Here is a 363-nt window from a genome sequence, read left to right as displayed (position 1 = left end):
TTGTCGATGGTGTCAGAAGACTCCACCTCAAGGGTGATAGTCTTGCCGGTCAGAGTCTTGACAAAGATCTGCATGCCACCACGGAGGCGGAGGACAAGGTGAAGGGTCGACTCCTTCTGGATGTTGTAGTCAGCAAGGGTCCTGCCATCCTCCAGCTGCTTGCCAGCGAAGATGAGACGCTGCTGGTCCGGGGGGATGCCCTCCTTATCTTGGATCTTAGCCTTGACATTATCGATGGTGTCAGAGGACTCCACCTCGAGGGTGATAGTCTTGCCGGTCAATGTCTTCACAAAGATCTGCATCTTGAGGACGCGAGAGGATTCGATTCGACGACGAGAGCCTCGCGAGATTGGGGAGAAATTT

At 54.0% G+C, this 363-nt stretch carries 1 protein-coding gene; it reads right to left on the bottom strand.

Going from position 1 to position 363, the window contains the following annotated elements; translation table 11 throughout:
- Nucleotides 1-302 (bottom strand): ubiquitin family protein (locus tag GB932_RS22425; RefSeq protein WP_197517237.1); only part of this gene is annotated, 302 nt, incomplete at its 3' end.
- Between the last annotated feature and the right edge of the window lie 61 nt (nucleotides 303-363).

Origin of the sequence: Microbacterium karelineae, from assembly GCF_009745985.1 — a bacterium.
Lineage (GTDB): Bacteria > Actinomycetota > Actinomycetes > Actinomycetales > Microbacteriaceae > Microbacterium > Microbacterium karelineae.
Note: the sequence above shows the minus strand (reverse complement) of the source record. Positions and strands in the feature narration are given on the sequence as shown.